This is a genomic window from Neohoeflea coraliihabitans, from assembly GCF_019334345.1.
GTDB lineage: Bacteria > Pseudomonadota > Alphaproteobacteria > Rhizobiales > Rhizobiaceae > Pseudohoeflea > Pseudohoeflea coraliihabitans.
The window spans coordinates 309,208-334,423 of record NZ_JAHWQX010000004.1; the positions used below are offsets into that span (position 1 = coordinate 309,208).

Here is a 25,216-nt window from a genome sequence, read left to right on the forward strand (position 1 = left end):
TTCGCTCCGGCTTTTTGCAGCCGGAATATGTGGTCCGGCAAGCAACTTTGCCAGACACCTACGCCGAATTAGGGCTTCTTGCCGGGAGAGTCAAGGAAAACCGGGCGTTAGCGCGATGCGCAGCCTGCATTGCCGCCACTTGTCGTCGCCCGCGGCAGATAGGGCGATGCAAAGGGCGAAGCAACAGCCGCGCACGCTATGCCGCAGGGGTCAGCCGTCGCTGAGCAGCGGCCTGAGTTTCTTGGCGACGCTGAGGAACCGGCTCGGGTCGAGCGCACGCCCGTTGCGGCGGATCTCGTAGTGCAGATGCGGCCCGGTCGAACGGCCGGTGGAGCCCGATTTGCCGATCGTATCGCCGGTCGAAACCCGTTGGCCGGGCGAGACCAGTATCCGCGAGAGATGCGCATAGCGGCTCGTCAATCCGTTGCCGTGATCGATCTCCACCAGCTTGCCATAGCCGCCACTGCGGCCCGCGCGTATGACGGTCCCGGCTCCGGTCGCCAGGATCGGCGTGCCGGTGCGGACCCGGAAGTCGACGCCGGAATGCAGCGCCATGCGTTTGAGGAACGGATCCTGCCGCTTGCCATAGCGGCTGGTGATCGCGGCGCCGGGAGCCGGCAGCGAGATCGGCGCCATCAACGCGCTGCGCCGCACGGCCTCCAACTGGCTCAGCGCGGCGTCGAGCCCTTCCAGCGTCTCGTCGAAATTGGTTTCGGCACCGGCACCGATATATGGACCGCCCACAGCCGTATCTGCGACATCGGCGCCCGGCAGGCCAAGGCTCTCCACCATGCTGTTGATCTTGAACGCCGTCTCGTAGGCGCTGGCGGCCAGCGTCTGAATGCGCTCGACCTGATCGCGTTCGATGGATTTGAGCGACAGCGAGACCTTCGAGAAGATCCGGTCGGCGCGATCCGCAACGCTGTCGAGGGGTTGCGCATAGGCCATGCGCGAGGAAGAAGCCATGTTGATGGGCGCAGCCGGGTCCGGCACCACGGTCACTGCGGCAAGCCGCGCGGTCGGCGCGGTGCGATCGGCGGCTTCGGCGCGCCGTTCCGGGCGCCGCGTCGGAACCGGCACCGGCCCCTTCAGGCCGCTGGCGCCGCTGACGCGATCGAGCAGGGGGCTGATCTGACCGTGCCGTGAGGTCAGAGCCTCCTGGCGCAGCATCAGTTCTGCGACCTTGTCCTCCATAAGTTGCTGGTCGATCAGCTGCCGGCTGGTGACGCGGTCGACCTGCGAGCGCAGCGCCGCAATGCGATCCTCATAGGCATGCTGCATGCGCGCCTGCCGCGCCATCGCCGCACCGATCAGATCGTCGCGCAACACGAGATAGGACGTCGCTGCCAGATAGCCGAAGGCGGCCATGCCGAGGAACGACAGCGCCAGGCCTGCGACCCAGGGGCGCACCGTCACGTGCCGCACCTTCTCGCCGCTGGCGAAAATGATCGTGTGGCTGTGCTTGCGCCTGCCGAATACCCGTTGCTGCGACACCACTGTCCTCGCTTGTCCCACCTGGTCGGACGACTGGGTTACAAAGCGCAATTACACCCGGTTAAGGTTAACAAAGATTTTCCGGCGTGCGGAAATACCACCTCACCACCGGTGCGGCGCGTCTCAGGACGCGCTCTGCGGCGCCAGTGCGCGGTAGAAGGAGGGGGTGAGACCGGCCGCAGCGCGCGCCAGATCGTTGAAGGGCGGCTTGGTGCCGCCGCGAAAATTGGCCCTGACCAGATCCTGGAACGTGGCGGCCGGATCGCGTTTCTCGCGCACACAGAGAAAGCGGAACCACTTGGCACCGATCGCCACATGTTTCTTTTCGTCCTCATAGATAATGTCCAGAACGGCGGCGCTGGCGTCGTCACCGGCGGCACGCATCGCCCGCCGCATCGATGGTGTGACGTCAAGACCGCGCGCTTCCAGGATCAGTGGCACCACGGCCAGCCGCGCCAGCATCGAGTTGCGCGTATCATGCGCCGCCTGCCAAAGACCGTCATGTGCTGGCAAGTCGCCGTAATCACCGCCGAGCGCCTGCAAACGGCCGCGCACCAGGCGAAAATGCTTGGCTTCCTCGAACGCCACCTGCATCCAGCCATCAAAGAACGAGCGCGGCATCTCGTGAGTGGCAAACCGCCCGGCGATGTCGAGCGCCAGGTCGACGGCATTCAGTTCGATATGCGCAATGGCATGCAACAAGGCCAGCCGGCCCTGCTGCGAGACCAGTGACCGCCGCCGCACCTGGGTGGGCGGGACAAGCTCGGGCCTGTCCGGACGTCCGGGGCGATCGGGCATCGGACGGTCGCCGGGCGTGCGCAGCGACAATGTGCGCTGGCTCCAGCGCCGGTACAGGGCCTGGGTGCGTTCCGCCTTCTGCTCGGGATCGCGCGTCGCAATGGCCGCCGCCGCTCCGTCCCGCAACGAGCGCATGTCGTACCGCTCCATTGACGAGGCATCGCGGGCGGATTCTGGATTCGAAGCCGCCGTCACAGGGTTTTCGCTGCGGCCAGCACCTCGGCGGCATGATCCTTGACCTTCACCTTCGGCCAGATCTTCTGGATGGTTCCGTCTGCGTCGATCAGCAGCGTGGTGCGCTCGACGCCCATATATTTGCGTCCATACATGCTTTTTTCCTTCCACACTCCATAGGCTTCGAGCGTGGATTTTTCCTCATCCGAGGCGAGAATGACCCCCAGATTATGCTTGGCGATGAACTTGTCGTGCTTTTTCACCGGATCTGGCGACATGCCGATAACCACCGTGTTGGCGGCGGCAAAGTCGGGAGCCAGCGCCGTGAAATCGATCGCTTCCGCCGTGCAGCCGCTGGTGTCATCCTTCGGATAGAAGAAAAGAACCACTTTCTGCCCCGCAAAAGCGGCCAGCGACACGCTTCCGCCACCATCTCGCGGCAGATTGAAGTCTGGGGCCGTCTGTCCGATTTCGATTGCACTCATGGTGAGCTCCCGGGTGTCTGGTTCAAATTGCTTGTGATCGCGTCGTCAGACGCGGCCGGCGAGGTTTCCCTCCGGCACCAGCCGTATAATATCGTGCGGCGCGGGGGGAAAGCCGATTCGGACCAGCTTCGCCCATGCATGTTGCTCCCCATGGCAGCTTGAAGCTTTTGATTTTCCCGGGATGACCGCAAGCCGGATGCCGAACACGCCGCCGCCAGAGATCAGGTTTCGCAAGCGCGACATCGTCGCGCTGCACGACTATCCATCGGCCTATGCCGAGGACCCGATCATCGTCAACGCCCATCACGGGCGGGTGTTCCGCTATTGGCGCGGCCATCTCAAGCTGCTTGCGGCGCTGATTGTCGCGCTGATTGCCCTTTTGGCACTGGGCCTGTGGGCGATCGACAGCGGCGCCGCTGACGGCTTCATCGAAACCCGCGCCCAGCGTGCCCTCGAACGTGCGCTCGGCGAAAACTATGTCGCCGAACTGGGCATGGCGGGAATCCGCATCTCGCCGCGCAGTGGCGTCGCATTTGAGGCGCGCGACGTTGTCGTCACCCCGCTGGCGGCGGATCGGCGTGCTTACAGCGCCGAGACCGTCCACCTCGCTCTTGATCCCATGGCGCTGCTCAAGGGCCAGTTGCAGGTCAGCTCGGTTGACGTGGCGGGCCTCGAGATGGGCGCCGGCGGCGCTGGTTTCGGTCTCTCCGATCTGGCGCATTTCCGCGTCGACAGTCTTGACGAGCGCATCGCCGAGGCCTTCGCGGCGCTTGATCGTCTGGCCGGCGATCTGCGGGATCAGGGGACCCGGACCATCACCCTGTCGCGGGTGGCGCTTGCCGATGCCGATGGCACGCCACTGGTCGCCGTCGATACGGCGCGCATGAGCCGCGATGCGGATGGCACCTTCAGCATCGACGCCGAATTGTCGCAGGGCGGAAAGAGCTTTTCGGTGACGATTGATGCCAGCGATCCCGATGGCTCCGAGACGTTGAGCGCCTTCGAGGCGCAAATCACCGGACTGCCAATCGACTATCTTTCCGGCGCCATCGCCGAACGGTTGCGCGGCGTCACCACGACACTCGACGTCGATCTGCAGGCCGGGCGCGGCGGGGCAGGGGCGCCGCCGCAGCTTGATGTCACGCTGCAGGCAGCGCCGGGCACCATCACCATGGGCGGCGTCAATGCCACGCTGCGGCAGTTGAGCGTCGCGCTGACCTATCTGCCGGCCCAGAAGAAGATCGAGATCCTGCCCTCGCTGCTGCGCGTCGGCGAGACGCGTTTGCCGTTCAACGGCGCCCTGATCGACATTGACCGCCTGCCCGAGAGCCTGGCGATCAACACCTCCCAGGACGGGTTCGCCTATGATCTTGTCATCGAGGATGGCGTCGCCGCCCCGGCCGATTCCACCGATGCGCCGCTGCGTTTCGATGCCAAGAGCTTTGGCCGCTTCCTGCCCGCCCGCAAGCGTCTGGTGGCCGATGAACTGCTGATCGCCGCCGGCCCCCATTCGCTGCTTGCCTCGCTGTCGCTCGACTTTGTCGAAGGGCAGTCGCCGCGCATCACGCTGGCCGGAAACAGCGCGCGCCTGCCGACCACTGTCGTCAAGCAACTCTGGCCTTTCTGGATGGGCGAGAAGGCGCGCGGCTGGGTGCTGGAAAATCTTTTTGGCGGCTCGATTTCCGACGGCGCCATCCGCCTGGCGATCCCGGCCGGACATTTCCCGCCCGACCGCGAGGCCGGGCCGCTGACCGCCGAGCAGTTTCAGATCGATTTCGCCGTTCAGCGGGCGCGCATGAATGTGGCTGGCGACTTGCCGCCATTGCGTGATGTGCGCGGCCAGTTCACCCTGCGCGGCGAGTCCGTATCCGTCGCCGTGACCTCGGCGCGCACCTATTTCGCCACCGGCCGGACGCTCGACATCGCGGATGGGCGGTTTTCCATCCCGAAGACCACGCAACGACCGTTGATGGCCGAACTGGAGCTTTCGGTGTCCGGTGAAGCCGACGCCGTCGCCGAGCTGATCACCTATCACCCGATCGACGTGCTCGACCGCATCGGCCTTGAGCCCGACCAGCTCAGCGGCATCGTGACCTCGCGTGTCGCCGCCCGTTTCGGCCTGATCCAGGAACAGGATCCACCGCCGCCGGACTGGCAGGTCGGACTGGAGATGCATGATGTCGATATCTCCAAGCCGGTTGACGGGCGGCTGCTGTCGAAGCTGAACGGATCGCTGGCGGTCACGCCGCGCCGTGCCGATCTGCAGGCCGATGCGCTGGTCGATGGTTTCGCACTGCATCTCGATGTCGTCGAGCCGGTCTCCGGGTCTGACGTCAAGCGCCAGCGCATCGTCACCGGCACTCTGGGCAATGAGGCGCGCGCCAAATTGGCGCCGGGTGTCAACACGCTGCTGGCTGGCCCGGTCGGCCTGCGGTTTGAAGAGGTGTCGCCCGGGCTGACGCGCGTAGAGCTCGACCTCACTAAGGCGGAGATGACAGTACCCGGTCTCGGCTGGACGAAGGGGCCGGGGATCGAAGGATCCGCACGTTTCGACTTGCGCACTGGGGATGACGGGCAGAAATTGCAGGATCTCGTCGTTGCCGGCGAGGGTTTTCACATTTCCGGGGCCATCGATCTGGTTGACGGGGCCTTTTCCAGGGCGACGCTCGATTCCGTGCGCCTGTCGGCCAATGACAACTATCGCGCCACCGTGACGCGCCGCAAAGACCATTTCGACGTCAAGGTGTCGGGAGAACGTGCCGACATCCGGCAATTGATTGCCGAAGCCAAGAAGACGGCCAAGGGGCAGCCATCGGGCGGCGAGGCCATCTCCGTGTCCGCCACCGGGACGCTTGATGCCATCGGCGGCTACAACGGCACCTCGATGACCACGGCGCGTTTCGATTACCACGCCAGCGGCGGCCGCACCACGCATCTCGATTTTTCGGCTGTGACGGACAGCGGTCAGGCTGCGGTCATCAAGCTGACGACGGCAGACGGGACCGAGAAGATCGAGATGACCAGTGGCGATGCCGGCAGTTTTGCCCGCTTCACGGATATCTACGGCAACATGGAAGGCGGATTGCTCAATATTCGACTGCAGCGCGCCGGTGACGGTCCGCGCCGCGGCATCCTCGACATCCGCAATTTCGCCGTCGTCGGCGAGAAGAAGCTGGCAGCGCTCATTTCATCACCCGCCGGCCCGGACGGGCGCAGCCTCAACCAGCGCCTGCGGCGCAACATCGACGTCGGCCGCGCCCAGTTCGAATTGGCGCGGGCGCAGATCACCACCGGCGCCGGGACGATGCAGGTCGATGAAGGCCTGGTGCGCGGCCCGGAGATCGGCGCTTCGTTCAACGGCACGATCTATGACGCGGCGGGCCAGATGGACCTTTCGGGCACTTTCATGCCGGCCTATGGCCTCAACCGTCTGTTCGGCGAGTTGCCGATAATCGGCGCCATTCTCGGCAATGGCAATGAGCGCGGGCTGATCGGCATCACCTTCCGGCTGTATGGCGATGCAAGCTCGCCGGAAGTGATGGTCAACCCGCTGTCGGCCATCGCGCCCGGCGTCTTCCGCTCGATCTTCGAATTCCGCTGACGCGGAGCCGCGCTCAGGCCGGTTTGATCAGAACATGCTTCTTGCGCCCGAGCGACAGCTTGATGACGCCCTCGGTGGTCACGGCGTCGCTGCCGACCATCAGCCGCTCGTCGCTCACCGCCTGGTCATTGAGACGCACCGCTCCGCCCTTGACGTGTCGCCGCGCTTCGCCATTCGAGGCGGCAAGCTTGGCCTGCACCATCAGGCTGAGCAGGCCGACACCGGCCGCAAGCGCTTCGCCAGGCACTTCGATCGTCGGCAGATTGTCCGAAAGCGCCCCTTCCTCGAATGTCTTGCGACCGGTCTCGGCAGCCTGTTCGGCGGCCTCGCGGCCATGCAGAAGCGCCGTGGCTTCGGTCGCCAGAACCTTCTTCGCCTCGTTGATCTCGGCGCCCGAGAGTGCCGCAAGGCGCGCCACCTCATCAAGCGGCAGCGTCGTGTAAAGCTTCAGGAAACGCTCCACATCGCCATCTTCGGTGTTGCGCCAGAACTGCCAGAAATCCCAGGGGCTGAACATGTCGCCGTTCAGCCACACCGCGCCCTGCGCCGTCTTGCCCATCTTGGCGCCCGAGGAGGTGGTCAGCAGCGGCGTCGTCAAAGCGTAAAGCTGATGCGTGCCCATGCGCCGGCCAAGATCGACGCCGGTGACGATGTTGCCCCACTGGTCCGAGCCGCCCATCTGCAGATTGACGCCGAAGCGCCGCGCCAGCGAGACATAGTCATAGGACTGGCAGACCATGTAGTTGAACTCGATGAAGCTCATCTCCTGCTCGCGTTCGAGCCGCAGGCGAACCGAATCCATCGACAGCATGCGATTGACGGAAAAATGCTTGCCGACATCGCGCAGCATCTCGATATAGCCGAGTTCGAGAAGCCAGTCGGCATTGTCGACCATCATCGCATCGCTCGGGCCGTCGCCGAAGGTCAGAAGCTTGTTGAACACCGTCTTGATCGACGCCTTGTTGGCCTCGATTTCCTCACGCGTGCGCATGGCGCGCATGGCATCCTTGCCGGATGGGTCGCCCACCATGGTCGTGCCGCCACCCATCAGCGTGATCGGCTTGTTGCCGGTCTGCTGCAGCCAATGGAGCATCATGATCGTCAGAAGGTTGCCGATGTGCAGCGATCGTGCCGTGCAGTCATAGCCGACATAGCCGATCACCTCGTTCTTCGCCGCCAGGGCATCAAGACCGGCGAGATCGGACCCCTGATGGATGAACCCACGCTCATTGAGCACGGTGAGGAAGTCGGACTTGTAGGCGGACATCGGTATTTTCCCGTCAATGAAAGGAGCGGCTGAATGGGCGTGATGGCGCGATCGCCAGCGGACCGCGCTGCCCATAGCACCAACCGCACCGGAGCGACAAGTCGGAGCGGCAAGGCCGGCCCGCCGCTCTATCGAATGGCCGGGGACGGCCCGCGCAACGCCGTGGTAAAGCCGGCAATGGCCTCGACCAACCTCTGCCGGTGCCCGGCCTGCGTGTGTCCGGAGGCCACCCGCGGCGAGAGGTGATGATCGCCGTCGGCCAGCCAGACGATTCTGATGGACTCGCTCAAGGCGTAGCTTTCGACCTCGGTGCGGCTGCCGAACGGATCACGCTCGCCCTGGCAGATCAGCATTGGCGTCTCGAGCTCTTGCAAATGCGCGGTGCGCAACCGGTCCGCGTGCTTGGGCGGGTGGAACGGATAGCCGAGACCGATGACGCCGGCGATTCGCCCCTCGCGCCACAGCGAATCGGCCACCATGCTGGCCACCCGTCCGCCCATCGACTTGCCGCCGATCAGCACCCGGCTCCGTTTTGCGAGATCTTGTGCGGCGAGAGCAGAGACTGCATCGAAAAATTCGCCCTGCAGCCGCTCGGCGCGCGGCGGGGGCCGGCGCGTTCCCGTTTGCCGGCGCGCCGCCATATAGGCGAACTCGAAGCGGACCACGTGCAGGCCGGCGGCGCCGAGACCCTGCGCCAGATCGTTCATCCAGGGCGAATCCATTGCCGCGCCGGCGCCGTGCGCCAGGAGCAGCGTCGTCTCGGCATCGGCCGGGCCATCGTGAAGAAACACCGGCGCCGTGTGGGGAGGCGTGTCGTCCATCGTCGAAGGGTAGGGGTGTCAGCCTCCGGCGGCAAGGCACCGCCTAGACCGGGATTGGGCTTCGGTGCGCCGCCCGGGTTCAGATCACTTTGTCCCTGCGCAGCTGCGCAACCTGACCTGAGGCGGCCGCGGTTACTGCGCCTTGGCAGGCGCTCGCCGCTCAGGGTTTGGGCTGCAGAAATTCGATCTCGATGAAGCTGCAGGCAAAATCATTGCCATTGAGCACGTCGTGCTCGACGCCGGCTTCGCGGAAATACGGAACGCCGGTCTTCAGTTCGACGCGCCGCTCGACACCGCCCGGCTCTTTCAGTTCCAGCGCCCCGTCAAACAGCGGCACCACGACATAGTCATGCTCATGCCGGTGCCAGCCGGTATTGTCGCCCGGCTTCTCGAAATGCCACTCGGTGACCCGCGTCCGCGTGTTCTCGATCTGCACGCTGCCGCGCGCCGTGCCCTCGCTCCCTTCATTGCACATGCTGTTCTCCCTGCCGCCTTGCGCCCGACGTGGTCGCCGATCGCCGATGCCGGCTGATCCTAGAAGCAAGCGCCGGGCGCGCCAAGCGCAATTGCAGCGGCGTGCGGAGGAGGGAAGCCGGGGAAGGGGGAGGGAACGGGAAATGGTGGGCGATGAGAGACTCGAACTCCCTGCTAGGATACCATCTCGGGATTCCATTTTAAGATTCGCTGCTAATCGGTTATGAGCAATCGTTGCAGGTTTGCGGGCATGTGCACGCTATGAAAGTGAGGTTCACTATGAATCTGAATTCGATTTTGCCGGTTGGCACATCGGAAAAAGTCTCAGTTGATCTCCTCATTTTTGATGCGAACAACCCGCGCTTCACGCCTGACAAGATGCCGGCATCGCCGAGCGATGATGATGTTGTTTTACAGTTGGCGCGTAGCGCTGACTTGGCAGAGCTGGTTCAATCGATCTCCACAAGCGGCTACATCAACATTGAGCCGTTGATCGTCATTGAACGAGGTGGCTTCTTCGCAGTCCTCGAAGGAAACAGGCGCCTAGCCGCCGTGAAAGTCCTGAGAAACCCCGAACTCGCCCGGCAGGCAAGGCTTTCATTGCCGCCGATGGACGCCGATAAGCGTCCTACTCTCAATAAACTGCTTTGCTATCGTGTCGCGGCAGAGGCTGATGCCCGCGATCTTATTGGCTTTAAGCATATAAATGGACCTCAGGGTTGGGATGCGTTTGCAAAGGCCAGGTTTGCAGCGCGTTGGTTAGATGACGAGCATGCTAAGCCCGGCGGGATGACCTTGGCCGACATCGCCGGACGTATGGGCGATCAGCACATGACGATTCACCGTATGGTCACAGCAAAATTTGTACTGGATCAGGCAGAGAGCGATGGTGTGTATTCGATAGACGACCGCAAAAAGAAATCGTTTAGTTTCTCTCACCTTTACACAGGTCTAGCCTACGACGAATTCACATCTTATCTCGGGATGGAACGCGCTGATCGCTCGCTCGACCCAGTACGAAATCCCGTTGGGAAGTCGCGGTATGGTGAACTTCGTCACCTGTTGACGTGGCTATATGGGTCTAAAGACCGAGATATCGCACCAGTCATCAAAAGCCAAAACCCCGACCTGAATCGTTTGCGCGAAGTTCTCGGTTCCAAAGTAGGCACAAAGGTTTTGGAGGAGCGCGGTAGCTTGGACGAAGCCGTTGTTGCCGCAACACCGGTGCGCCTTCGTTTCGAAGAGCATCTTATCGCAGCCAATGCTGAACTCCAGCACGCTGTTTCAGCGTTGGAGGGGTTCGATGCTCAGGAACAACCTGAAATGATCCAAATCTCAGAGTCGGCGCTAAAGAAAGCTCGCTTAATTAAGACGCATATCGAAAGTGAGATCACCAACTTAGTGAAGGCACCCGAGCCAAAATGATCATAAAAGCGATCGACCCGCCCACTCTTCAACTAGATGTAGGGCAGTTTGTGGACTGGCTTGAGCTCTCTGCGTTGCTAAATGACTATGGCATAGTCAGAATAGACTCGTTGATAGGATCCCTGAAACAATTATCAGAAGAGCAGGAGGAGGATATCGCGGAGGCGGACAAATTTGTAGAGAAGTTCATAGAGGATATAGAAAACGAAATTGAAATAAGAGAAAACCATCTATCTGATACTTACCCATTCAAGCTCGACGAAAATGCCGAAGAGCTGGCCCTTGCTGATAATTGGCAAGATGCAATATTTTCGTTCTATCTGGTATGCCTAGTTGCGTCGCACGTTACCGGGTCACCAATCTTAAATGCACCTCCTTCCGGAAAGATTCTGAAACGACTTCGGAACCATATCTTCCAGGTGCTTTCGACTTTGGCGATGGCAGGCTTTTCTCACGGGCCCGCAATATCGGTTGGATGGCCGCGTCGAACCGATGAGGTCATCATCGACATTTTGCGTCGAGCAGCCGCCAATGGAGCTGGATTTAGTGTTAGAAATGCGCCAGGTCCGTATACGCCGCCAAATGAGAAGGACGGCGGCATAGACGTCCTGGCTTGGACGTCCGGGGTGACCCCGCCACCGACAAATCTACTTTGGGGTCAATCAGCTAGCGGAAACAACTGGCCAGAAAAGCCGGTGGCTGAGCATGCAAGAATTTTTGAAGTTAATTATCTTCAGGACGTCATGGCTGGTAACCGCGGGTATGCCACGATCATTCCGTTTCGCATTCTCGATGAGCGTTTCTGGAATGCTCAAAATCTTTATCATCGGTCGCTGATTGACCGTTTGCGCTTGCCTCCGTACGCTCGTAGTGGAATGCAACAAGCTGCATCCGGAGTAATGATCGATGAGGCTGATCAGGTCGACGCCGTAGTTCAATGGCTTCGAGAATACCGAGAAGCGGCTCTAGCCTGATGCCGGCTGGATTAAGATTTCGCGCTCCCTTCGCTTGTTCTGCAAGCTGTAAGTGACATTCAGATTGCTGATGTGCTGCGTGCTGTAAATTGATCTGATGAGTGGATGATCGTCGTAAGTCAAAATCCAGTGCTTCAGAAATGATCCTTGGAGGATGTCACTCAACGCAATATGTTTACCTTCATTCATTGCGTTAAGGTAAAGTCGCCCTCCAGCTTTGACATAAGGTGGATCAACGAAAAAGAGTGTACTGTCCACTGGGACGCGTGTCAGGGATCTATGCAAGAACGTCAACCCGTCTTCGTTTGTGAGGATGACGTTTTCTGCCACGGACCCAATCCAAAGAATTCGTTCCGCCAATGCCGGTGCATTAAATCTGGCGTCGATTTTCCAATTTCCGGTTTGGTGATAGCCGCCAATCGGTCCGGCACCGAGGATTATGCCTGAGCGACTTGTCCGATTAAGAAAAAAAGTGGCGTAGCCGACATCGAAGTCGTAGCAGCTTTTTTTATAGTTTTTAACTAAGTCAGACGCCCTGTACCATGTGTCTATATTAAGTGGCGTGCCGAGCAGTCTTTCCACGAAGCGCTCTGTCTCGGTCAAAATAGCCTTCCATGCTGAGTAGATCCTGATATCAGCGTCGTTAAGATGCAAGTGGCTCACGTGGCCGGATTTGAGTAGAACCAAAGCTGCTCCAGCTCCTCCACAGAATGGTTCCGCGTAATGTCTCTCACTGTCGACCGAGGCGGGTAGGCGGCCAGCAAGAAACGTACTCATGAATGCCTTGCCACCAGGGTATCGGAAAGGCGAAACGGCGCGCAACGATGGATCTTTGAGGTTCATTGGTTCGTGATGCAAACTTGCGTCCTTCCGATTGGCAGGTCGTTGCTACCGTTCGTTAACAATTGCAGTATTCAACAATCGTATACTAATCAAAATGATCTGTAAGGATTGGTGGGCGATGAGAGACTCGAACTCCCGACATCCTCGGTGTAAACGAGGCGCTCTACCAGCTGAGCTAATCGCCCGCTCCAGCGGCCATTGCTTAGGGCTTTCGCCGCCCCCTTGCAAGGGAAAATGAGCCCCGGGCGGCGAAGGAGTGCCGCGCTCTTCCCTCTGCCGCCGGCGGCGCCCACAGCGTCCGGGAAAGAACCTGCCAGAGCACCTGCCAGTGAGCCTGCCGGAAGACCTGTCGGAAGACCGGGAAGAGGGCGTTGCGATTTGCGCGCCACCCCTCCCGGAAATTTGTCGCGAGAAGTTGCCCGCGGGCTCAATTCGCTGCTTGACACCCGCCGGTGAACGCCGTAATCAGCCGCTCACGAGACGGCGCCTCGCCGTTTTGTCGAAAATGCGCGGGTGTAGCTCAGTTGGTTAGAGTGCCGGCCTGTCACGCCGGAGGTCGCGGGTTCGAGCCCCGTCACTCGCGCCATTTTCCTTTCTCTCTCAATATCTTCTCAAATTCTGTTCATGGCGGCTTGTCCGCCTTGGGACATGCTGCGCCTCTGCTGCGCCTGTCATGGCGGCCAGTGCTCGGCGCGTTTGTGCACGACTTTTCATGCAGCGGCGAAACGCCGCTCCCGGCTGCAGCCGCTTCGCCGTCGTCGCCCTGTTTTTGCCTTACGCAGGGTCATGAGACGGCTCGTCAAAAAGGTCCGGCCGCTCTATTGTTGATGCTGAAGGCTGTCTCGCGGGCGAAAGGCGGCGCGCGGACTTGCGCCGGCTGGCTGGCTGCGCTAACCACCCCCGGGATAGCTTCTGCCAAAACCTCGGTTCTGGTGGTTTTTGAAGCTGCCCGCGACGCTTGCAACGGCGCCGCGACCGCGCCGCAACGAACATCCGGGACTGGCCGGACGTCCTGCCGGGACGCCGCTGCCGCTCCGACACACGGAAATGGACGCCATGACGGAACTTCTTGGCAACTACGTGCCGATCGCGATCTTCATCGGAATTGCGCTGGTGATCGGTGCGGCCCTGCTCATCGCCCCGTTCGCGATTGCCTTCAAGGCACCCGATTCGGAAAAGATGTCCGCCTATGAATGCGGCTTCAACGCCTTCGACGATGCGCGCATGAAATTCGACGTGCGGTTCTACCTCGTGTCGATCCTGTTCATCATCTTCGATCTCGAAGTCGCTTTCCTGTTTCCCTGGGCGGTGTCATTCGGCGATCTCGGCTGGGTCGGCTTCTGGTCGATGATGGTGTTTCTCGCCGTTCTCACCGTCGGCTTTATCTATGAGTGGAAAAAGGGAGCGCTCGAATGGGAGTGACGGATACGCCGCTCGTCGCGCCGCGGCCGCAGGGCATCATCGACCCGAACACCGGCAAGCCGGTGGGCGCCGACGACCCCTATTTCGGCGACATCAACAACGAACTCGCCGACAAGGGCTTTCTCGTCACCTCGACCGACGAGCTGATCAACTGGGCGCGCACCGGCTCGCTGATGTGGATGACCTTCGGTCTGGCCTGTTGCGCCGTCGAGATGATGCAGATGTCGATGCCGCGCTATGATGGCGAACGCTTCGGCTTCGCCCCGCGCGCCAGTCCGCGCCAGTCCGACGTGATGATCGTCGCCGGCACGCTGACCAACAAGATGGCCCCGGCGCTGCGCAAGGTCTACGACCAGATGCCCGAGCCGCGCTATGTCATCTCGATGGGATCCTGTGCCAATGGCGGCGGCTATTATCACTATTCCTATTCCGTGGTGCGCGGCTGTGACCGCATCGTGCCGGTCGACATCTACGTGCCCGGCTGCCCGCCGACCGCCGAAGCGCTGCTCTACGGCGTGTTGCTTCTGCAGAAGAAGATCCGCCGCACCGGCACCATCGAGCGGTAGGGGAGACGATGATGATCCAGGCGCTGTCCGAACTGTCCGACTATCTGACCGAGACCAAGGGCGATCTCATCGACCGGGCCACCGTCAGTCTCGCCGAGCTGACGCTGCATACCGACGCGGCCCGGCTGGTCGATCTGATGACCTTCCTGCGCGATGACGCGCAATGCCAGTTCGTCTGCTACATCGACGGCTGCGGCGTGGACTGGCCCGGCCGTGCCAGCCGTTTCGATGTCGTTCACCATCTGCTGTCGCCGCGTCAGAACATGCGTGTGCGCATTAAGGTGCCGGTCGCCGATGGCGAGACGGTTCCCTCGGTCACCGGCGTCTTTCCGGGTGCCGACTGGTTCGAGCGCGAAGCCTATGATTTTTATGGCATCCTGTTCACCGGTCACCCGGACCTGCGCCGCATCCTCACCGATTACGGCTTCGAGGGGCATCCGCTGCGCAAGGATTTCCCGCTCACCGGCTATGTCGAGGTGCGCTACGATGACGAGGCCAAGCGCGTGGTCTACGAGCCGGTCGAACTCAAGCAGGAATTTCGCGACTTCGATTTTCTGTCCCCTTGGGAAGGCACCGACTACGTGCTGCCCGGTGATGAAAAGAAGAGCGGTTGAACCCGATGATGATGGGAAGCATGTCCCTCTGGCACTGGCTGATCGCGGCGCTGTGGATCGCGCTGTTCGTCATTCCCCTGTGGCGCGTTCTTCCCCGCGCCGGGCTGACGAAATGGCTGGCCCTGATCGGCATCGTCCCGTTCGGGGCGGTCGCCATGTGGTGGATACTCGCCTTCAAGCAATGGCCGGGCGATGAACGGAAAAGTGTAAGCCATGACTGAACACAATGTCCGCAATTTCAACATCAATTTCGGCCCGCAGCATCCCGCCGCGCACGGCGTTCTGCGCCTGGTGCTCGAGCTTGATGGCGAGATCGTCGAGCGCGTCGATCCGCATATCGGTCTTTTGCATCGCGGCACCGAAAAGCTGATCGAAAGCAAGACCTATCTGCAGGCGCTGCCCTATTTCGACCGCCTCGACTATGTCGCGCCGATGAACCAGGAGCATGCCTATTCGCTTGCCGTCGAAAAGCTCGCCGGCCTGAAGGTTCCCAAGCGCGGCCAGCTGATCCGCGTCCTTTATTCCGAGATCGGCCGCATTCTCTCGCACCTGCTCAACGTCACCACCCAGGCGATGGACGTCGGCGCGCTGACCCCGCCCTTGTGGGGGTTCGAGGAGCGCGAGAAGCTGATGGTGTTCTACGAGCGTGCCTCCGGCTCGCGCATGCACGCGGCCTATATCCGTCCCGGTGGCGTGCATCAGGATCTGCCCGAACAGCTCGTCGCCGACATCGGTGCCTGGTGCGATCCGTTCCTCAAGGTCTGCGATGACATCGATCAGCTGCTGACCGACAACCGCATCTTCAAGCAGCGCAATGTCGATATCGGCGTCGTCACGCTTGAAGAGGCCTTCGCCTGGGGGTTCTCCGGCGTCATGGTGCGCGGATCGGGGGCCGCCTGGGACCTGCGCCGCTCGCAGCCCTATGAGTGCTATTCCGAGATGGATTTCGACATTCCGATCGGCAAGAACGGCGATTGCTATGACCGCTATCTGATCCGCATGCAGGAAATGCGCGAATCGGTGAAGATCATGAAGCAATGCGTCGAGCAGCTGATGGGGGCGGAGCGCATCGGTCCGGTGTCGATCGACGACGGCAAGGTCGTGCCGCCCAAGCGCGGCGAGATGAAGCGCTCGATGGAAGCCCTGATCCACCATTTCAAGCTCTACACCGAGGGCTATCACGTGCCCGAAGGCGAGGTGTACACGGCCGTCGAGGCGCCAAAGGGCGAATTCGGCGTCTACCTGATTTCCGATGGCACCAACAAGCCGTATCGCTGCAAGATCCGCGCGCCGGGATTTGCGCATCTGCAGGCGATGGACTTCATGTGCCGCGGCCATCAGCTGGCCGACGTCTCCGCCGTTCTCGGCTCGATCGATATCGTTTTCGGCGAGGTCGACCGATGAGCGCACTGATCGGCGCCCTGCGGATGATCCTTGCGGCCGGGGCGCTGGCGCTGGCGGCTGCGGGAGCCGCCACGGCGCAGACATCGGCGGGCAGTGGCCAGTCCAACGCCGGTTCAGTCGGCGATCTGGTTGCCGATGGCTACGAGATCAGGGCGGCCGTGCCGAACGGCTCCAAATATGTTGTGTTCCTGCAGAAAGAAGACAAGGCTTATGCCTGCGAGTTCATCACGCTGAGCCAGTCGCGCTGCGGCGAGATCAAGTAGGATCGATCGTCGCGTCGATCGATCAGGTCAAGAGTTAAGAAGAGAAGCACATGTCCGTCCGCCGTCTCGCAGATGAAACAGTCCAGCCTGAAAGCTTCGCCTTCAACCGCAATTTCGCGGCTGAGGCCAAGGTCTGGATCAAAAAATATCCGAAGGATCGCCGGCAGTCGGCGGTGATCCCGCTGCTGATGCTTGCGCAGGAGCAGGAGGGTTGGGTGACGCGCGCCTCGATCGAGCATGTCGCCGACATGCTGGCCATGCCCTATATCCGCGCCCTCGAGGTGGCGACCTTCTACACCCAGTTCCAGCTCAAGCCGGTCGGCACCCGCGCCCATGTCCAGGTCTGCGGCACGACGCCCTGCATGCTGCGCGGCTCGGAAGAGCTGATCGAACTGTGCAAGACGAAGATCCATCCCGAACCGCTGCATCCGAACGCAGACGGAACTTTGTCCTGGGAGGAGGTCGAATGCCAGGGCGCCTGCGTCAACGCGCCGATGGTGATGATCTTCAAGGACGCCTATGAGGATCTGACGGTCGAGCGTCTTGCCGAAATCATTGACGCCTTCGAGGCCGGGCGCGGCGATGAGATCAAGCCCGGGCCGCAGATCGACCGCATCTTCTCGGCGCCGGTCGGGGGACCGACGACGCTTACCAGCGATCCGACGCGCAGCCATCCGGCTGCGGAACAGCCCGGTTCTCAGGGCGACTCGCCAGAGGGAAGCCCGGAAGCCACGCAGATCGGCAAGCCCGATGCCGCACCGAAATATGGAAGCGCCGAGACGCTGACCAGCTCGCGGCCGATCGCACCCAGCCGCAAGCGCGCCCTGAACAAGACGGCCGAAAGTCCGGCAGCAGATCCCGATGGGGGCAGCACCTCCAAATCGGCGAGGAAAGTCGGTGTGAAATCCGCCGACAAGGCCTCAGCCCAGGGGCGCACTGGCGCTAGTGCGCCGGATAAGGGAGAAGCCGCCAGTGCGCCGGACAAGGGTGAAGCCGCCAGCACTAAGGGCAGGAAAAAGCCGAAGGGCGCCGCTACCGGAGAAAACGCTGGCGCTTCCGCCGAAAAGAAGGCCGGTGCTCCGGTCGACACCGGCGAAACTGCCTGGACCGAGCGCGCCGCCGCCAAGAAATCCCGCCGTGCCGCCGAGGCGGCCCAGGCCGAAAACTCACCGGCAGCAGCGGAGACCCGGCCCGCCAAGGGCAAACGCCAGGCGGCTGCGGAAGATAGCGCGCCGGCGACCGGGGGTTCGGCCAAGCCGGCGCTTGACGATGCGGCCCGGCCGGCTGGAATGGATCGACCGGCCGAGCCCGACGATCTGAAACTGATTTCCGGTGTCGGTCCCAAGATCGAGCAGACGCTCAATTCGCTCGGGATCTACACCTTCGCGCAGATCGCCGCCTGGGATCAGGCCGAGCGCGAATGGGTCGATGGCTATCTGCGTTTCCGGGGCCGGATCGAGCGCGATGACTGGATCAGGCAGGCGACGGCCCTCGCCAAGGGTGGGCGCGACGAATATGTCCGCGTCTTCGGCAAGGAACCAAGGTAAGGTGGAGTGACGCAGATGCTTGAAGACAAGGACCGGATCTTTACCAATATCTACGGCCGCCACGATCTGTCGCTGCAGGGCGCCCGCTCGCGCGGGCACTGGGATGGCACCGACACGCTGATCGGCAAGGGCCGGGAGTGGATCATCTCGGAAATGAAGGCCTCGGGGCTGCGTGGTCGCGGCGGCGCCGGTTTCCCGACCGGTCTGAAATGGTCGTTCATGCCGAAGGAAAGCGATGGCCGGCCGCACTATCTCGTCGTCAACGCCGACGAATCCGAGCCCGGCACCTGCAAGGACCGCGAGATCCTGCGCCATGATCCGCACACGCTGATCGAGGGCTGTGTCATCGCCGGCTTCGCCATGGGGGCGCATGTCGCCTACATCTATGTGCGCGGCGAGTTCATGCGCGAGCGCGAAGCGCTGCAGCGCGCCATCGACGAGTGCTACGATGCGGGTCTGCTCGGCAGGAACAATTCCTGCGGATGGGACATGGAGATCTATGTCCACCACGGCGCCGGCGCCTATATCTGCGGCGAGGAAACGGCATTGCTCGAAAGCCTCGAGGGCAAGAAGGGCCAGCCGCGCCTGAAGCCGCCGTTCCCGGCCAATGTCGGCCTCTATGGCTGCCCGACGACCGTCAACAACGTCGAATCGATCGCCGTTGCGCCGACCATTCTGCGCCGCGGCGCCTCCTGGTTCTCCTCCTTCGGACGCGAGAACAACAAGGGCACCAAGCTGTTCTGCGTCTCCGGTCACGTCAATGCGCCGGCGACCTTCGAGGAGGCCATGTCGGTGCCGTTCCGCGAACTGATCGATCGCCATTGCGGCGGCATCCGTGGAGGCTGGGACAATCTTCTGGCGGTGATTCCGGGCGGCTCGTCGGTGCCGGTCGTCCCGGCCGAACAGATCATCGACACGCCGATGGACTTCGACAGCCTGCGCGATCTCAAATCCGGCCTCGGCACGGCGGCGGTGATTGTCATGGACCGCTCGACCGACATCGTCAAAGCCATCTGGCGCCTGTCCGCCTTCTACAAGCATGAAAGCTGCGGCCAGTGCACGCCGTGCCGCGAGGGCACCGGCTGGATGATGCGGGTGATGGAGCGGATGGTCAAAGGCAACGCGCAAAAGCGCGAGATCGACATGTTGTTCGATGTCACCAAGCAGATCGAGGGACACACCATCTGCGCGCTTGGCGACGCTGCAGCCTGGCCCATTCAGGGCCTGATCCGGCATTTCCGTCCGGAAATCGAATCGCGCATCGATGCCTATACGCGCAATGCGGTGCAGAGCCGCAATGCGGCACTCGAAGCGGCAGAGTAGCAGGGGCACAGGAAGAGAGGCGAACAGCATGAGCCAGCCGAGAAAACCTGAACTGCGGCCCGACGCCCCGCCATTGCCACTGCTCGTGCAGTCGGCGGGCGTCTTCGCGGCGGCCACCGGCCTGTCGATCGCCGTCGCCGGCCAGATGGCTGGCGCCATGTTCGGCCTGATGCAAGGCGTGATGAGCGCCGCCGGCGCTGCCGCGCAGCAACCCGGAAATGTGCCGCGGCAGCCGGAACCGACGGCTGCCAAGCCGGTCGCCCCGGAACCGACGGCTGCCAAGCCGGCCGCCCCAAAACCGACGGCTGCCAAGCCGGTCGCCAAAGCGAAGAGCGCCGCGGCTGCGGGCAAGCGCCGCAGCACCGTGGCGCGCCTGAAATCTGACGCCGATGCCGCCGCGCAGGCGGTTCGCGAGTCCGCTCCGGCTGCCGAGGCCAGCGCGGAGACGGCGGTCGCGGCGACAGCATTGCAGCCGGAAGACTATCGCCGTCCGCGCGACATCGAACGGCCCGCCGCGCCCGATGACCTGAAGGCGATCTCCGGCATTGGACCGAAACTTGAACAGGTGCTCAACGGCCTGGGTGTGTGGACCTACGCACAGATTGCCGACTGGACACCGAGCGAAATTGCCTGGGTCGATGACTACCTGCAGTTCAAGGGCCGCATCGGACGGGACGACTGGATCAGCCAGGCGGCAAACCTCGCCGGGGTGACCAACGGGAAATAGCAGCATGCGGCGACCGTTCGCGGCCGCCGGGTGGATGCGGATCGAAGAATTCGGGTGGGAAGCAGGCCCGCCGCTACCGCATGTCCTTGCCGCGTCAGGTGGTGACGCTTACAAGGGCGCCGGAGACCGCGGTCTGCACAATGCCGCCAGGCAGGATTGGGCAATCAGGCGCCGCCTTACAGCGGCACCAAGGTGCCACGGAAGAAAGTGTATTTGCGATGGCGAACATCAAAGTCGACGGAAAAGAGATCGAGATTCCCGATCATTACACGCTTCTCCAGGCGTGTGAGGAAGCCGGTGCCGAGGTGCCGCGCTTCTGTTTTCACGAACGGCTGTCGATTGCCGGCAATTGCCGCATGTGCCTCGTCGAGGTGAAAGGCGGGCCGCCGAAGCCGGCTGCCTCCTGCGCCATGAATGTGCGCGACCTGCGTCCCGGGCCGGAAGGCCAGCTTCCCGAAGTGTTCACCAACACGCCGATGGTCAAGAAGGCCCGCGAAGGCGTGATGGAATTTCTGCTGATCAACCACCCGCTGGACTGCCCGATCTGCGATCAGGGCGGCGAATGCGATCTGCAGGACCAGGCCATGGCCTTTGGCATGGACAGTTCGCGCTTTGCGGAAAACAAGCGCGCCGTCGAGGACAAATATATCGGTCCGCTGGTCAAGACGATCATGAACAGGTGCATTCACTGCACCCGCTGCGTGCGGTTCACCACCGAAGTCGCCGGCATTTCCGAGCTGGGGCTGATCGGCCGCGGCGAGGACGCCGAGATCACCACCTATCTCGAACACGCCATGTCCTCCGAACTGCAGGGCAATGTCATCGACTTGTGCCCGGTCGGGGCACTGACCTCGCGCCCCTATGCCTTCCAGGCGCGGCCGTGGGAACTCGGCAAGACCGAATCGATCGATGTCATGGATGCCTGCGGCTCAGCAATTCGGGTCGACACGCGCGGCCGCGAAGTCATGCGCATCATGCCGCGCATCAACGAGGCGATCAACGAAGAGTGGATCTCCGACAAGACGCGCTTTGTCTGGGACGGGCTGCGCACCCAGCGGCTTGACCGGCCCTATGTCCGGGTCGACGGCCGCCTGCGCCCGGCGACCTGGCCGGAGGCCTTTGCCACCATCGCCGCGGCGGTCGGCAAGACCTCCGCCGATCGCATCGGTGCCATTGCCGGTGACCTCGCCACCGTCGAGGAAATGTACGCCCTCAAGACCCTGATGACGTCGCTTGGCTCGACCAACATCGACTGCCGCCAGGACGCCGCCGCCATCGATCCGTCAAAAGGCCGGGCCAGCTACCTGTTCAATCCGACCATCGAGGGCATCGAGGACGCGGACGCGATACTCATCATCGGCGCCAATCCACGCTACGAGGCCAGCGTGCTCAACGCCCGCATCCGCAAGCGCTGGCGCATGGGCGATCTGCCGATCGGGGTGATCGGCGAGAATGTCGATCTGCGCTACGCCTATGAGCATCTCGGCACCGGTCCGGAAACGCTGAAGGAACTGGCCGACGGATCGATCAAGTTCCTCTCCAAGCTCAAGCGTGCCAAGCGGCCGATGATCATTGTCGGGCAGGGCGCCCTGGCGCGCAAGGATGGCGCTGCCGTCCTCGCCCATGCGGCGCGCCTTGCCGACACGGTCAAGGCCACGGCCGGCGGCTGGAACGGTTTTGCCGTGCTGCACACCGCCGCCTCGCGTGTCGGCGGGCTGGATCTCGGCTTTGTGCCGCGCAAGGGCGGTCTTGATGCCGCGGCAATGCTCACCGATCTGGATGTGCTGTTCCTGCTCGGGGCCGACGAACTGCCCTTCGACCGCAAGACAGCTGGCTTCACGGTCTATATCGGTTCGCATGGCGACAATGGGGCGCACCACGCCGACGTCATCCTGCCCGGAGCGACCTACACCGAAAAGTCCGGGACCTACGTCAACACCGAAGGCCGCGTGCAGATGGCCAACCGCGCCGGTTTCGCGCCGGGTGAGGCCAAGGAAGACTGGGCCATCCTGCGCGCATTGTCGGATGCGCTCGGCGCCCGCCTGCCATTCGACTCGCTGCCGCAACTGCGCGCCGCGCTCTATGCCGATCACCCGCACTTTGCCGAGATCGACGAGATTGCCGCCGCCGATGCCGGTGTTATCGCCACGCTGGGGGCAAAACCCGGTCGAATTGGCAAATCGCCGTTTGCGTCTCCGGTCAAAGACTTTTATTTGACCAATCCAATCGCCCGCGCATCAGCCGTGATGGCCGAATGTTCGGCCTTGGCGAAAAACGCCGCACCGATTGCGGCGGAATAGGGCAGGAAAGGGATCATGGAAGGCTTTTTGACAACCTATGTCTGGCCAGGGCTGATCATGGTGGCGCAATCATTGCTGCTGCTGGTCTCGCTCCTGATTTTCATCGCCTACATCCTGTATGCCGACCGCAAGGTCTGGGCGGCGGTGCAGATGCGTCGCGGTCCGAACGTCGTCGGCCCCTGGGGATTGTTCCAGTCCTTTGCCGATCTGCTCAAATTCGTCTTCAAGGAACCGGTCATCCCGGCCGGCGCCGACAAGACGGTGTTCCTTCTGGCGCCGCTGGTCGCAGTGACGCTGGCGCTCGCCACCTGGGCGGTCGTGCCCGTCAGCGCCGGCTGGGTGATCGCCGACATCAATGTCGGAATTCTCTACATCTTCGCCATTTCCTCGCTCGAGGTGTACGGCATCATCATGGGCGGCTGGGCCTCCAACTCGAAATATCCCTTCCTCGGTGCCCTGCGCTCGGCGGCACAGATGGTTTCCTATGAAGTCTCGATCGGCTTTGTCATCGTTGCCGTTCTGCTCGGGGTCGGCTCGCTCAACCTGACCGACATCGTCATGGCCCAGCATGACGGCATCGGCACACGCCTCGGTCTGCCGCCGTCGCTGCTGGACTGGCACTGGCTGTCGCTCTTCCCGCTGTTCATCATCTTCTTCATCTCGGCGCTGGCCGAGACCAACCGGCCACCCTTCGACCTGCCGGAAGCCGAATCCGAACTGGTTGCCGGCTTCATGGTCGAGTATGGCTCGACCCCCTACATGATGTTCATGCTCGGCGAATATGCCGCCATCACCCTGATGTGCGCCCTGACGACGATCATGTTTCTCGGCGGCTGGCTGCCACCTGTCGACATCGCCATCCTCAACTGGGTTCCGGGCATCTTCTGGTTCGTTCTCAAGGCGGCGCTGGTCTTCTTCATGTTCGCCATGGTCAAGGCCTTCGTGCCGCGCTACCGCTACGATCAGCTGATGCGGCTTGGCTGGAAGGTCTTTCTGCCGCTGTCCCTTCTCATGCTCGTCATCGTCGCCTTCTTCCTGAAACTGACGGGGACAGCGCCGTGATGCCTGCCGACACCCGTTTCCGGCGTCCCTCCGGCCGCCTGAAAGGAGCTTGACAATGGGTCTGGCCCAAACCGCCAAATCGCTCTTTCTGCTTGAATTCGTCAGCGCCTTCTTCCTGTCGATGCGTTACTTCTTCGCACCGAAATCGACGCTGAACTATCCGCATGAGAAGGGCCCGATCAGCCCGCGCTTTCGCGGTGAGCATGCGCTGCGCCGCTATCCGAACGGCGAGGAGCGCTGCATTGCCTGCAAGCTGTGCGAAGCCATCTGCCCGGCCCAGGCGATCACCATCGAAGCCGGGCCGCGCCGCAACGACGGCACCCGCCGCACGGTGCGCTATGACATCGACATGGTCAAATGCATCTATTGCGGCTTCTGCCAGGAAGCCTGCCCGGTCGATGCCATCGTCGAGGGGCCGAATTTCGAGTTCGCCACGGAAACCCGGGAAGAACTCTACTATGACAAGGACCGGCTGCTCGCCAATGGCGACCGCTGGGAACGGGAGATCGCGCGCAACCTCGTGCTCGACTCGCCCTACCGCTAACGGGCGGTGCAACAACCGGCCGGGACACCGATTTGACGGGGTCCGGGCCTGACAAAACAGCCGCCGGTGGCAAGGATTTGCGCCGGGGGCCTTCGCGGGAGGGCAGTCGCCTTGTCCCGGGGGAAGACGAAAAGGCACGGATCATGGGTCTTCAGGCTCTATTCTTCTACATCTTCGCCTTCGTGGCAGTGGCCTCGGCCTTCATGGTGATTGCGGCGCGCAATCCCGTGCATTCGGTGCTGTTTCTGATCCTGACCTTCTTCAACGCTGCCGGCCTGTTTCTGCTCACCGGCGCCGAATTCCTGGCGATGATCCTCCTGGTGGTCTATGTCGGCGCCGTTGCGGTTCTCTTCCTGTTTGTCGTCATGATGCTCGACATCGACTTCGCCGAATTGCGCGCCGGTGTTCTCGAATACGCCCCGGTCGGCGCGCTGATCGGCGTCATTCTCGTCGCCGAGCTGATCGTCGTATTGGCCGGCAACGCCTTCACCAGCAATGCCGCCGGGACCGGCGCCAGCCCGATTCCGCTGCCCTCCGAACGCACCAACACGGCCGCTCTCGGCGATGTGCTGTACACCAACTACATCTATTTCTTCCAGATCGCCGGACTGATCCTGTTCGTCGCCATGATCGGCGCCATCGTGTTGACGCTCAGGCACCGCACCGACATCAAACGCCAGGATATTTCCCGCCAGGTGGCACGCACGCCGGAGGCCTCGGTCGAGGTCGTCAAGGTCAAGCCCGGCCAGGGCATCTGAGGGAAGGGGACACAGACATGGAAATCGGACTTTCCCATTATCTCACGGTCTCGGCGATCCTGTTCACGCTTGGCGTGTTCGGCATCTTCCTGAACCGCAAGAATGTTATCGTCATCCTGATGTCGATCGAGCTGATCCTGCTCGCCGTCAACATCAACATGGTGGCCTTCTCGATGCACCTCAATGATCTGGTTGGCCAGGTTTTTGCGCTGTTCATTCTCACCGTTGCCGCGGCTGAAGCGGCGATCGGACTGGCGATCCTCGTCGTCTTCTACCGCAACCGCGGATCGATCGCTGTCGAAGACGTCAACATGATGAAGGGCTGAGGCC

Annotated in this window: 24 protein-coding genes and 2 tRNA genes; 18 read left to right on the forward strand and 8 right to left on the reverse strand. The window is 62.2% G+C overall.

Annotation, left to right across the window (positions count from 1 at the left end):
* Window positions 1–210: 210 nt before the first annotated feature.
* The 3 genes from KY465_RS16345 to KY465_RS16355 form a co-directional block, all read right to left on the reverse strand.
* Entirely contained in the window at window positions 211–1,494 is a 1,284-nt protein-coding gene (locus KY465_RS16345) for a peptidoglycan DD-metalloendopeptidase family protein (protein ID WP_219203159.1), read from the reverse strand.
* A 123-nt stretch (window positions 1,495–1,617) separates the two neighbouring features.
* Window positions 1,618–2,427 (reverse strand): ferritin-like domain-containing protein, encoded by an 810-nt coding sequence (locus KY465_RS16350; RefSeq protein ID WP_255561757.1) that lies wholly within the window; start codon window positions 2,425–2,427, stop codon window positions 1,618–1,620.
* 56 nt (window positions 2,428–2,483) lie between these two features.
* Window positions 2,484–2,951, reverse strand: a complete 468-nt coding sequence (locus KY465_RS16355; RefSeq protein WP_219203160.1) for a peroxiredoxin — start codon at window positions 2,949–2,951, stop codon at window positions 2,484–2,486.
* A 181-nt stretch (window positions 2,952–3,132) separates the two neighbouring features.
* Between KY465_RS16355 and KY465_RS16360 the strand changes: the two genes are divergently transcribed.
* Complete coding sequence (locus KY465_RS16360; protein WP_219203161.1) at window positions 3,133–6,552, forward strand: YhdP family protein; 3,420 nt, start codon at window positions 3,133–3,135, stop codon at window positions 6,550–6,552.
* Between the two features lie 13 nt (window positions 6,553–6,565).
* Here the strand turns inward: KY465_RS16360 and tyrS are convergent, their stop codons facing one another.
* The 3 genes from tyrS to KY465_RS16375 all read right to left on the reverse strand — a co-directional run bounded on the left by tyrS (window position 6,566) and on the right by KY465_RS16375 (window position 9,115).
* Complete coding sequence (tyrS, locus tag KY465_RS16365; protein ID WP_219203162.1) at window positions 6,566–7,819, reverse strand: tyrosine--tRNA ligase; 1,254 nt, start codon at window positions 7,817–7,819, stop codon at window positions 6,566–6,568.
* A 128-nt stretch (window positions 7,820–7,947) separates the two neighbouring features.
* The gene (locus KY465_RS16370; protein WP_219203163.1) at window positions 7,948–8,640 is read right to left on the reverse strand and encodes an alpha/beta family hydrolase; all 693 of its coding nucleotides are present in this window, start codon (window positions 8,638–8,640) and stop codon (window positions 7,948–7,950) included.
* A 160-nt stretch (window positions 8,641–8,800) separates the two neighbouring features.
* Window positions 8,801–9,115 (reverse strand): cupin domain-containing protein, encoded by a 315-nt coding sequence (locus KY465_RS16375; RefSeq protein WP_219203164.1) that lies wholly within the window; start codon window positions 9,113–9,115, stop codon window positions 8,801–8,803.
* A 278-nt stretch (window positions 9,116–9,393) separates the two neighbouring features.
* Between KY465_RS16375 and KY465_RS16380 the strand changes: the two genes are divergently transcribed.
* Window positions 9,394–10,539, forward strand: coding sequence for a ParB N-terminal domain-containing protein (locus KY465_RS16380; RefSeq protein WP_219203165.1), 1,146 nt, complete (start codon window positions 9,394–9,396; stop codon window positions 10,537–10,539).
* Window positions 10,536–11,513: a hypothetical protein gene (locus tag KY465_RS16385; protein WP_219203166.1), complete on the forward strand. Its 978-nt coding sequence runs from the start codon at window positions 10,536–10,538 to the stop codon at window positions 11,511–11,513. Before KY465_RS16380 ends, KY465_RS16385 begins: the two co-directional genes overlap by 4 nt.
* On the opposite strand, the gene KY465_RS16390 is transcribed toward KY465_RS16385, so the two are convergent.
* Window positions 11,505–12,356 carry a DNA adenine methylase gene (locus KY465_RS16390; RefSeq protein WP_219203167.1) on the reverse strand — a complete coding sequence of 284 codons (852 nt, stop codon included), beginning with the start codon at window positions 12,354–12,356 and terminating at the stop codon, window positions 11,505–11,507. The genes KY465_RS16385 and KY465_RS16390 overlap by 9 nt on opposite strands.
* Before the next feature lie 109 nt (window positions 12,357–12,465).
* Window positions 12,466–12,541 (reverse strand) — tRNA-Val (locus tag KY465_RS16395).
* A 324-nt stretch (window positions 12,542–12,865) separates the two neighbouring features.
* Between KY465_RS16395 and KY465_RS16400 the strand changes: the two genes are divergently transcribed.
* The 15 genes from KY465_RS16400 to nuoK all read left to right on the forward strand — a co-directional run bounded on the left by KY465_RS16400 (window position 12,866) and on the right by nuoK (window position 25,212).
* Window positions 12,866–12,942: transfer RNA gene (locus tag KY465_RS16400), tRNA-Asp, on the forward strand.
* Between the two features lie 470 nt (window positions 12,943–13,412).
* Window positions 13,413–13,778 (forward strand): NADH-quinone oxidoreductase subunit A, encoded by a 366-nt coding sequence (locus KY465_RS16405; RefSeq protein ID WP_219203168.1) that lies wholly within the window; start codon window positions 13,413–13,415, stop codon window positions 13,776–13,778.
* Window positions 13,769–14,344, forward strand: a complete 576-nt coding sequence (locus KY465_RS16410; protein WP_219203169.1) for a NuoB/complex I 20 kDa subunit family protein — start codon at window positions 13,769–13,771, stop codon at window positions 14,342–14,344. The genes KY465_RS16405 and KY465_RS16410 overlap by 10 nt, the downstream gene beginning before the upstream one ends.
* Window positions 14,345–14,355: 11 nt before the next feature.
* Window positions 14,356–14,958, forward strand: coding sequence for an NADH-quinone oxidoreductase subunit C (locus tag KY465_RS16415; protein WP_219203325.1), 603 nt, complete (start codon window positions 14,356–14,358; stop codon window positions 14,956–14,958).
* A gap of 20 nt (window positions 14,959–14,978) precedes the next feature.
* Window positions 14,979–15,179: a hypothetical protein gene (locus KY465_RS16420; RefSeq protein WP_219203170.1), complete on the forward strand. Its 201-nt coding sequence runs from the start codon at window positions 14,979–14,981 to the stop codon at window positions 15,177–15,179.
* A complete protein-coding gene (locus tag KY465_RS16425) occupies window positions 15,172–16,362 on the forward strand; it encodes an NADH-quinone oxidoreductase subunit D (protein WP_219203171.1) in 1,191 nt (396 codons plus the stop codon). The genes KY465_RS16420 and KY465_RS16425 overlap by 8 nt, the downstream gene beginning before the upstream one ends.
* Window positions 16,359–16,625 carry a hypothetical protein gene (locus KY465_RS16430; RefSeq protein WP_428983033.1) on the forward strand — a complete coding sequence of 89 codons (267 nt, stop codon included), beginning with the start codon at window positions 16,359–16,361 and terminating at the stop codon, window positions 16,623–16,625. Before KY465_RS16425 ends, KY465_RS16430 begins: the two co-directional genes overlap by 4 nt.
* Window positions 16,626–16,675: 50 nt before the next feature.
* Window positions 16,676–18,172, forward strand: coding sequence for an NADH-quinone oxidoreductase subunit NuoE (gene nuoE, locus KY465_RS18735; protein WP_255561758.1), 1,497 nt, complete (start codon window positions 16,676–16,678; stop codon window positions 18,170–18,172).
* A gap of 15 nt (window positions 18,173–18,187) precedes the next feature.
* Complete coding sequence (nuoF, locus tag KY465_RS16440; protein WP_219203172.1) at window positions 18,188–19,495, forward strand: NADH-quinone oxidoreductase subunit NuoF; 1,308 nt, start codon at window positions 18,188–18,190, stop codon at window positions 19,493–19,495.
* 28 nt (window positions 19,496–19,523) lie between these two features.
* Window positions 19,524–20,222, forward strand: coding sequence for an NADH-quinone oxidoreductase subunit E (locus KY465_RS18740; RefSeq protein ID WP_255561759.1), 699 nt, complete (start codon window positions 19,524–19,526; stop codon window positions 20,220–20,222).
* Between the two features lie 218 nt (window positions 20,223–20,440).
* Window positions 20,441–22,522 carry an NADH-quinone oxidoreductase subunit NuoG gene (gene nuoG, locus KY465_RS16450; protein ID WP_219203173.1) on the forward strand — a complete coding sequence of 694 codons (2,082 nt, stop codon included), beginning with the start codon at window positions 20,441–20,443 and terminating at the stop codon, window positions 22,520–22,522.
* Window positions 22,523–22,537: 15 nt separating this feature from the next.
* The gene (gene nuoH, locus KY465_RS16455; protein WP_219203174.1) at window positions 22,538–23,584 is read left to right on the forward strand and encodes an NADH-quinone oxidoreductase subunit NuoH; all 1,047 of its coding nucleotides are present in this window, start codon (window positions 22,538–22,540) and stop codon (window positions 23,582–23,584) included.
* A gap of 55 nt (window positions 23,585–23,639) precedes the next feature.
* On the forward strand, window positions 23,640–24,128 hold the full coding sequence (gene nuoI, locus KY465_RS16460) for an NADH-quinone oxidoreductase subunit NuoI (protein ID WP_219203175.1): 489 nt from the start codon (window positions 23,640–23,642) through the stop codon (window positions 24,126–24,128).
* A 143-nt stretch (window positions 24,129–24,271) separates the two neighbouring features.
* A complete protein-coding gene (locus KY465_RS16465) occupies window positions 24,272–24,886 on the forward strand; it encodes an NADH-quinone oxidoreductase subunit J (RefSeq protein WP_219203176.1) in 615 nt (204 codons plus the stop codon).
* 17 nt (window positions 24,887–24,903) lie between these two features.
* Window positions 24,904–25,212, forward strand: a complete 309-nt coding sequence (gene nuoK / locus KY465_RS16470) for an NADH-quinone oxidoreductase subunit NuoK (protein WP_219203177.1) — start codon at window positions 24,904–24,906, stop codon at window positions 25,210–25,212.
* The last annotated feature ends 4 nt before the right edge of the window (window positions 25,213–25,216 follow it).

What these genes read in the sequence shown, in the direction of transcription:
- KY465_RS16390 (WP_219203167.1), bottom strand. Translation starts at nt 12,356, where the DNA reads ATGAACCTCAAAGATCCATCGTTGCGCGCCGTTTCGCCTTTCCGATAC.
- KY465_RS16465 (WP_219203176.1), top strand. Translation starts at nt 24,272, where the DNA reads ATGGGTCTTCAGGCTCTATTCTTCTACATCTTCGCCTTCGTGGCAGTG.
- KY465_RS16415 (WP_219203325.1), top strand. Translation starts at nt 14,356, where the DNA reads ATGATCCAGGCGCTGTCCGAACTGTCCGACTATCTGACCGAGACCAAG.
- KY465_RS16410 (WP_219203169.1), top strand. Translation starts at nt 13,769, where the DNA reads ATGGGAGTGACGGATACGCCGCTCGTCGCGCCGCGGCCGCAGGGCATC.
- KY465_RS16430 (WP_428983033.1), top strand. Translation starts at nt 16,359, where the DNA reads ATGAGCGCACTGATCGGCGCCCTGCGGATGATCCTTGCGGCCGGGGCG.
- KY465_RS16375 (WP_219203164.1), bottom strand. Translation starts at nt 9,115, where the DNA reads ATGTGCAATGAAGGGAGCGAGGGCACGGCGCGCGGCAGCGTGCAGATC.
- nuoE (WP_255561758.1), top strand. Translation starts at nt 16,676, where the DNA reads ATGTCCGTCCGCCGTCTCGCAGATGAAACAGTCCAGCCTGAAAGCTTC.
- nuoG (WP_219203173.1), top strand. Translation starts at nt 20,441, where the DNA reads ATGGCGAACATCAAAGTCGACGGAAAAGAGATCGAGATTCCCGATCAT.
- KY465_RS16380 (WP_219203165.1), top strand. Translation starts at nt 9,394, where the DNA reads ATGAATCTGAATTCGATTTTGCCGGTTGGCACATCGGAAAAAGTCTCA.
- tyrS (WP_219203162.1), bottom strand. Translation starts at nt 7,819, where the DNA reads ATGTCCGCCTACAAGTCCGACTTCCTCACCGTGCTCAATGAGCGTGGG.
- KY465_RS16360 (WP_219203161.1), top strand. Translation starts at nt 3,133, where the DNA reads ATGACCGCAAGCCGGATGCCGAACACGCCGCCGCCAGAGATCAGGTTT.
- KY465_RS16385 (WP_219203166.1), top strand. Translation starts at nt 10,536, where the DNA reads ATGATCATAAAAGCGATCGACCCGCCCACTCTTCAACTAGATGTAGGG.
- KY465_RS16425 (WP_219203171.1), top strand. Translation starts at nt 15,172, where the DNA reads ATGACTGAACACAATGTCCGCAATTTCAACATCAATTTCGGCCCGCAG.
- KY465_RS16355 (WP_219203160.1), bottom strand. Translation starts at nt 2,951, where the DNA reads ATGAGTGCAATCGAAATCGGACAGACGGCCCCAGACTTCAATCTGCCG.
- KY465_RS16420 (WP_219203170.1), top strand. Translation starts at nt 14,979, where the DNA reads ATGTCCCTCTGGCACTGGCTGATCGCGGCGCTGTGGATCGCGCTGTTC.
- KY465_RS16370 (WP_219203163.1), bottom strand. Translation starts at nt 8,640, where the DNA reads ATGGACGACACGCCTCCCCACACGGCGCCGGTGTTTCTTCACGATGGC.
- KY465_RS16350 (WP_255561757.1), bottom strand. Translation starts at nt 2,427, where the DNA reads ATGCGCTCGTTGCGGGACGGAGCGGCGGCGGCCATTGCGACGCGCGAT.
- nuoK (WP_219203177.1), top strand. Translation starts at nt 24,904, where the DNA reads ATGGAAATCGGACTTTCCCATTATCTCACGGTCTCGGCGATCCTGTTC.
- nuoI (WP_219203175.1), top strand. Translation starts at nt 23,640, where the DNA reads ATGGGTCTGGCCCAAACCGCCAAATCGCTCTTTCTGCTTGAATTCGTC.
- nuoF (WP_219203172.1), top strand. Translation starts at nt 18,188, where the DNA reads ATGCTTGAAGACAAGGACCGGATCTTTACCAATATCTACGGCCGCCAC.
- KY465_RS16405 (WP_219203168.1), top strand. Translation starts at nt 13,413, where the DNA reads ATGACGGAACTTCTTGGCAACTACGTGCCGATCGCGATCTTCATCGGA.
- nuoH (WP_219203174.1), top strand. Translation starts at nt 22,538, where the DNA reads ATGGAAGGCTTTTTGACAACCTATGTCTGGCCAGGGCTGATCATGGTG.
- KY465_RS18740 (WP_255561759.1), top strand. Translation starts at nt 19,524, where the DNA reads ATGAGCCAGCCGAGAAAACCTGAACTGCGGCCCGACGCCCCGCCATTG.